This is a genomic window from Cupriavidus necator, from assembly GCF_040578825.1.
GTDB classification, from domain to species: Bacteria; Pseudomonadota; Gammaproteobacteria; order Burkholderiales; family Burkholderiaceae; genus Cupriavidus; species Cupriavidus necator_E.
Genome location: NZ_JBEFLI010000145.1, coordinates 1 through 5199 on the forward strand (window position 1 = coordinate 1; position 5199 = coordinate 5199).

Here is a 5199-nt window from a genome sequence, read left to right on the forward strand (position 1 = left end):
GGCATGGTCTGGGCGGCTGGGGGGCGCTGAGGATCGAGGCCGCAAATGCGCGGCTGACTGAGAAGCTAGCCGAAACGCGGGCCCAGGTCATCCCGCATCCAGTCGATAAACGCGCGCGTGCGCGCCGGCAGCAGCCGCGCATGCGGATAGATCAGCGACAGCGGCCACGCCGGCTGCTCAAACGCTTCCAGCACGATGCGCAGCTTGCGCGCCTGCACCAGCTCCGCCACCTGGTACGACAGGAAGTGGCCGAAGCCCGCGCCTTCGGCACAGGCGGCCACCGCGGGTGCGCTCTGGTTGAACTCCAGGTTGCCCGACACCTGCACGTGGAACGGCCGGCCGCCTTGCTGAAAGGTCCACCAGTGCGCGGCATTGCCGGTGAAGCCAACGCAGTTGGCGTGGGCCAGTTCGTCGGGATGGCGCGGCACGCCGTGCTTGCGCAGGTAGGCGGGCGTGGCCACCACCACGCGGCGGATATGGCCGACGCTTTGCGCCACCAGCGTGGAATCGGCCAGCGGGCCAATACGCACCCCCACGTCCAGGTCTTCTTCCAGCAAGTTCACCACGCGGTCGGTGAATTCCATGCGGCAGCGCACGCGCGGATAGCGCTGCACGAAGCGTGTGACCGCCGGCGCGACATACAACTGCCCGAACAGCACCGGCGCGGTCAGCGTGATCTGGCCGCTGGGCTCGACGTGGCTGGCGGTCAGGCCGGCCTCGACCTCGTCGATGGTGGCCAGGATGCGCCGGCAGCTATCCAGGTAGCGGCGGCCCTCATCGGTCAGAGAGAGCCGCCGCGTGGTGCGGTTGAGCAGGCGCACCTGCAGGTCGGCTTCCAGCGCGGCCAGCGTTCGCACCACCGCCGGCAACGAGGTATGCAGCGTCGCCGCGGCCGCCGTCAGGCTGCCTTCGTCGACGATCCGCACAAAGGTCTGCATCGCGCGTAGCTTGTCCATGGCGCAGAACATTACTCCGATTTGCGGAGTAGTCAAATACCAGATGCCCCATTTATTGCAAGGCGCCGTACGCCCAGAATCCGGCTATCCCAACCGTCGTACCACCTTGTCGAGGAGACTGCCATGTCCACCACCCACCACACGCCCGCCAACCCGCTGGTGCTGTACCGCTCGCCGGTATCCGGCCACGCGCACCGCGCTGAACTGTTCCTGTCTTTGCTGGGTTTGCCGTACCGGCTGGTGGATGTCGACCTGCGCAGCGGCGAGCAGCGCGGCGAGCCGTTCCTGAAGCTCAACCCCTTCGGCCAGGTGCCGGTGCTGGACGACAACGGCGTGGTGCTGGGCGATTCCAACGCGATCCTGGTCTACCTGGCGACCCGCTATGACGACGGCCGCTGGCTGCCGCGCGACCCGGTGGGTGCCGCGCTCGTGCAGCGCTGGCTGTCTGTCGCCGCCGGCGAGATCGCCTTCGGGCCGGCGAGGGCGCGCCTGGGCGTGCTGTTCGGCCAGCCGGTGGCGATGGACGACGCCATCGCCCGTGCCCAGCGGCTGTTCGCGCTGATGGAACAGATGCTGGCCGCGCAGCCGTTCCTTGCCGCGGACCACGCCACCATCGCCGACGTGGCCGCGTACAGCTATATCGCCCGTGCCGAAGAGGGCAACGTGCCGCTGGCGCCGTACCCCGCGCTGAACGCGTGGCTGCGCCGCATCGAGGCATTGCCCGGCTTCGTGCCGATGCTCGCGTCTAAGGTCGGGCGGGCCGCCTGAGACGCAATACCACTGTACCCCTAACGCAGCGCCACCGATCAAGGAGCGCATCATGGACCTGCCCATCTGGCCGCATGCCGGCCTGCCTTTCCACACCGGCGAACTGGCCGCTCAGGAACGCGCCGGCAAGCGCGAACGCATGGCCGCGGCCGGCAGCCGCGTGATCCGTGGCGAGATGCCGGAACAGCACCAGACGTTCTATGCGCAGCTGCCGTTCCTGCTGGTGGGCGCCGTCGACGCCAGTGGGCTGCCGTGGGCGACGATGCTGGCCGGCAGGCCGGGGTTTGCGCACGCGCCCGATGCCACACACTTGCGCATCGACGCGCTGGCGCTGCCCGGCGATCCGGCGCAAGCGGCGCTGGTGCATGGCGCCCGCATCGGCCTGCTCGGCATCGAGCTGCCTACGCGGCGGCGCAACCGCATGAACGGCATCATCGTCGCGCGGGACGAGGCGGGACTGACGGTGGAGGTGGAACAGAGCTTCGGCAACTGCCCGCGCTATATCCAGCTGCGCGACGTGAGCTTTGCCGAGCCCGCGGTGGCGCCGCCCGCCTGGCACGGCGATGCGCTGGATGAAAAGGCGATGGCGTGGCTGCGCAATGCCGACACCCTGTTTATCGCCACCAGCCACACGGCGTCGGGCGCGGAGGGCGAGCACACCGGCGGCGCCGATGTCTCGCACCGCGGGGGCAAGCCGGGCTTTATCCGCGTCGACGACGCCCGCACGCTGACGTTCCCGGACTTCAACGGCAACAACTTCTTTAATACGGTCGGCAACCTGATCGCCAATCCGCGCGCCGGCATCGTGGTGCCGGATTTTGCCGATGGCTCGCTGCTGCATGTCGGCGGGCGCGCCGAAGTGATCTGGGAAGGGGCCGAACTGGCGTCATTTGCCGGTGCCGAGCGGCTGGTACGGCTGCATATCGAGCGCGTGATGCGGCGACCGGGCGTGCTGCCGCTGCGCGCGCAGTTCCGCGAATACTCGCCGGTGCTGGCGGATACGGGGGCGTGGCCCGCGGCCTGAAGCAATGGGACGGGGCGATTGGTGGGGGCGATCAGCGGGGCGGCCGATATTTCAGCGCGGCGCAGTGGCCTACCAGCGTGGTGACGCAGCAGGCGTTGCCCTGCCATTCGCCGCCGATCACGATGCCGTCCGGGCCAGCTACCAGCTTGCGCTGGCAATGGCCCGGCATCGCCGTGCGTTCCATGCCGGCATCGCGCGGGCCGCTGCCGGGCGCGCGCGCGGCGGGAACGGTGTCGCTCCAGACGTAGGCCGTGCCGGACGGCATGGACTGCATGGCCTGCGGCGGTCCCCACTGGCGCTTGGCCTCATCGATCGGGATGCTTTTCCAGGAATTGAACACTTCCTGCATCGCGCTGCCCTCCAGGCCGGCACAGGCGCCGGTGAGGGCTGCGGTCCAGATGACGGCCAGGCACGCGCGCACCCTTGCGGCAGGACGAAAGAGGTTGGCAGGCATGAGGACTCCGCATCGGCACTGCCGGCCGCGACGGGCCGGTCTGTGGAGACTAGCGGAAGCGCGTGCCGCGTCGCAAGCGCGCTCTGGACGATGACACACAGAACGCGTGGAACTCCGCGTTTAGTCGGCGAACAAGCCCAGCGTTTGCTGGTCTGCGGCAGCGGGCGTCGTCTTGCGCGGAGCAAGTCCGGGCAACGCCCGCATCGCACGCGGCGCCAGGTCGGGGGCTTCCGGCGCGGTCAGGGTGAAGACCCTTGTTACCGGCAATGGCACCGCTTCCGGCGTCCATTGCGCCATGCGCGGTGCCAGGATCTGGTAGGTGTCGAGATCGAAATGCGCCGGCGCGGCGGCCAGCGCATGCGCTTCTTCCAGCGTGGCCGCGCAACCGAGGTAGCACCAGTCGTCGGCGACATGCCACCAGGCGCGCCCGCCATGCTGCTCGCGCCAGGCGACCGGGCCATCGAAGGGCCATGGCATCAGCGCGATCGACGCCAGTGCGGCGGCCAGCCGGTCGCGATGCGCGGCCAGCGGTTCGGCGCCGACACAGGCGCCGGCGCAGCGGTGGACCTGGCGCGCAAAGCAGGGGCTGCCCCGGCGCGTGGTCTTCTCCAGCGACAACGTGGCCATGCACAGGTCATGTTCTTCGGCCAGCGCGCGCAGGCGCGCTTCCGCCGCGCCGCGGCTGCCGAACACGCCGAACAGGTTGCGATGGCGGCAGAAGTCGGTATCGCGGTCCGAGCGCAGGCGCGGCACCGGTAGCTGCTGCGGCAATTCCCAGGCGTACAGCCGGTCGTTGCGGCGCAGCAGCTGGTTGTGCACGGGCTGCATGGCCTTGACCAGTTGGGCCTCGAGCAGCAGCGCGCCGGTCTCGCCGCCGGTTTCGCGCCATTCGACCCGGCGCACCAGCCGGGCCAGCCGCATATCCTTGCCGTAGCGGTAATCGCCGGAGAAATGGGCGCCGATCCGCTGCCGCAGATGCACGCTCTTGCCGACATAGAGCGGCACGTCCTGGTCGCCATAGAAAATATAGACGCCGGGTGTCGCGGGTACATCTTCCAGCGAGGTTTCATCCAGGCCGGCCGGCAGGCTGGCGCGCCGCACCAGCGTGCGCACCGCCGACTCGACCAGCTCGACCGAATAGGTGGCGTGGATCTTCTGCCAGAACTGCCACAGCAGCTCGGCATCGGCCAGCGCCCGATGGCGGCCCTTGGGCGTCAGGCCGAAGCGGGCGATCAGCGCATCCAGGCCATGGCGTTCCACTGAAGGAAACAACGAGCGTGACAACCGTACCGTACACAGCACATCGGCGCGGTAGGTGACGCCGGCGCGACGGAACGCGTTCTTCAGGAAACCGTAATCGAAGCGCGCGTTGTGCGCGACGAACAGGCGCCCCTGCAGCCGCTCGGCCAGTGGCTCGGCCAGGGACTCGAAGGTCGGCTGGCCGCGCACCATCTCGTCGGTGATGCCGGTCATGCGCTGGATAAAGGGAGGGATCGACATGCCGGGGTCGAGCAGGGTGTCCCATTCGACAATGCCGTCGGGGCCGACCTCGACCACGCCGATTTCAGTAATGCGGTCCCGTTGCGCGTCGGCGCCGGTGGTCTCCAGATCGACAAAGATAATAGGGCGCGACAGCGCCGCGGCGAGCGCCTGGGCGTCGGGAAAGCGTGCGCCGTCGGCGGGCAGGCGCGACGGCAGGTAGGTGGGCATGTCCGGCATCCGCTGATTTTAAGGGGCCGGCGATGGCGGCACGAAGAAGTTTTCAGAAACCCCTTGCCAACCCCGTTTGGCTCGCTTAATATTCGCCCCCTCGCAACACACCGCAGCGCTGCAAAGCAGACGCCGCAAGGGTTGCGGGGTCGACCGGGTCGGTTGGCGCAGCGAAGTTTGCAGCGCTGGTCGCAGCAAAAAAAGATGCTGAAACGGTTGACGAAACGAAGAAAGCTCTGCATAATCTCGTTTCTCTGCTGCTGACAACGCAGCGACGCAAAACGGCA

General features: G+C 68.4%; 6 protein-coding genes. 2 read left to right on the top strand and 4 right to left on the bottom strand.

Annotated features, from left to right (window positions below):
- Positions 1 to 65: 65 nt before the first annotated feature.
- The gene (locus AB1I47_RS33270; protein ID WP_354687905.1) at positions 66 to 968 is read right to left on the bottom strand and encodes a LysR family transcriptional regulator; all 903 of its coding nucleotides are present in this window, start codon (positions 966 to 968) and stop codon (positions 66 to 68) included.
- 111 nt (positions 969 to 1079) lie between these two features.
- On the opposite strand from AB1I47_RS33270, the gene AB1I47_RS33275 reads away from it, so the two are divergent.
- Positions 1080 to 1724, top strand: coding sequence for a glutathione S-transferase family protein (locus tag AB1I47_RS33275; RefSeq protein WP_354687906.1), 645 nt, complete (start codon positions 1080 to 1082; stop codon positions 1722 to 1724).
- Positions 1725 to 1776: 52 nt separating this feature from the next.
- A complete protein-coding gene (locus tag AB1I47_RS33280; protein ID WP_354687907.1) occupies positions 1777 to 2748 on the top strand; it encodes a pyridoxamine 5'-phosphate oxidase family protein in 972 nt (323 codons plus the stop codon).
- A 31-nt stretch (positions 2749 to 2779) separates the two neighbouring features.
- Here AB1I47_RS33280 and AB1I47_RS33285 read toward each other — a convergent pair whose 3' ends face one another.
- The 3 genes from AB1I47_RS33285 to AB1I47_RS33295 all read right to left on the bottom strand — a co-directional run.
- The gene (locus AB1I47_RS33285; protein ID WP_354687908.1) at positions 2780 to 3202 is read right to left on the bottom strand and encodes a hypothetical protein; all 423 of its coding nucleotides are present in this window, start codon (positions 3200 to 3202) and stop codon (positions 2780 to 2782) included.
- A 120-nt stretch (positions 3203 to 3322) separates the two neighbouring features.
- Positions 3323 to 4921: a 3'-5' exonuclease family protein gene (locus tag AB1I47_RS33290; protein ID WP_354687909.1), complete on the bottom strand. Its 1599-nt coding sequence runs from the start codon at positions 4919 to 4921 to the stop codon at positions 3323 to 3325.
- 9 nt (positions 4922 to 4930) lie between these two features.
- Positions 4931 to 5199, bottom strand: a 269-nt coding sequence (locus AB1I47_RS33295; RefSeq protein ID WP_354687910.1) for a hypothetical protein, incomplete at its 5' end; no start/stop codon positions are given.

What these genes read in the sequence shown, in the direction of transcription:
- AB1I47_RS33270 (WP_354687905.1), bottom strand. Translation starts at nt 968, where the DNA reads ATGTTCTGCGCCATGGACAAGCTACGCGCGATGCAGACCTTTGTGCGG.
- AB1I47_RS33275 (WP_354687906.1), top strand. Translation starts at nt 1,080, where the DNA reads ATGTCCACCACCCACCACACGCCCGCCAACCCGCTGGTGCTGTACCGC.
- AB1I47_RS33280 (WP_354687907.1), top strand. Translation starts at nt 1,777, where the DNA reads ATGGACCTGCCCATCTGGCCGCATGCCGGCCTGCCTTTCCACACCGGC.
- AB1I47_RS33285 (WP_354687908.1), bottom strand. Translation starts at nt 3,202, where the DNA reads ATGCCTGCCAACCTCTTTCGTCCTGCCGCAAGGGTGCGCGCGTGCCTG.
- AB1I47_RS33290 (WP_354687909.1), bottom strand. Translation starts at nt 4,921, where the DNA reads ATGCCGGACATGCCCACCTACCTGCCGTCGCGCCTGCCCGCCGACGGC.